This window comes from Ramlibacter sp. WS9, assembly GCF_003797765.1.
Classification (GTDB): domain Bacteria; phylum Pseudomonadota; class Gammaproteobacteria; order Burkholderiales; family Burkholderiaceae_C; genus Ramlibacter.
Genome location: NZ_RKMB01000125.1, coordinates 1 through 522 on the forward strand (window position 1 = coordinate 1; position 522 = coordinate 522).

At 61.3% G+C, this 522-nt stretch carries 1 protein-coding gene; it reads right to left on the reverse strand.

Features of this window, described 5'->3' with window-relative positions; genetic code table 11:
- Positions 1–522, reverse strand: a 522-nt coding sequence (locus EEB15_RS33260) for an ABC transporter substrate-binding protein (RefSeq protein ID WP_141514257.1), incomplete at both ends; no start/stop codon positions are given.

The window sequence follows — 522 nt, forward strand, 5'->3', positions numbered from 1 at the left end:
CCCGCCAGGCCCGGCCGGACTGGACCGCCTTGAGGCGATTCCAAGCCGGGTGCTTGGTGAACGGTCCGGCATCACCCTTGAACGAGATGATCACATCCGGATTCAGCCGCAGCAGGGTCTCCATGGTTATCACGGACGAATCGGCAGATTCCATGCCCTTGGGCGGTTCGCCCTGGACGTTGGTTGCTCCCAGGCGCTCCATCACCTGAGTCGTCAGGTGGTTGCTGTAGTAGGCATAGGGAGCATTGCCCCAATGCCAGAGGAAAACCGCGCTGACCTTTCCCGGCGCGCGTTTGCCGGTCGCCTCCAGCTCGTCCAGGAAAGCCTGGTTCATAGCCGCGCCCTGGCTGTCCGCACCGAGCGCTCGTGTGGCTCGCTCCACTGCACTCACAGAATCATTCAACGTGATCAGGTCGAATGCCAGGAACGCCCCAGTCTCCTCGATCTTCTTGGCGAAGGGTTCCGTATACGTGCGTAAGCCGATGGTCAGATCCGGCGACAGTTTCGCCAGAACCTCAAGGT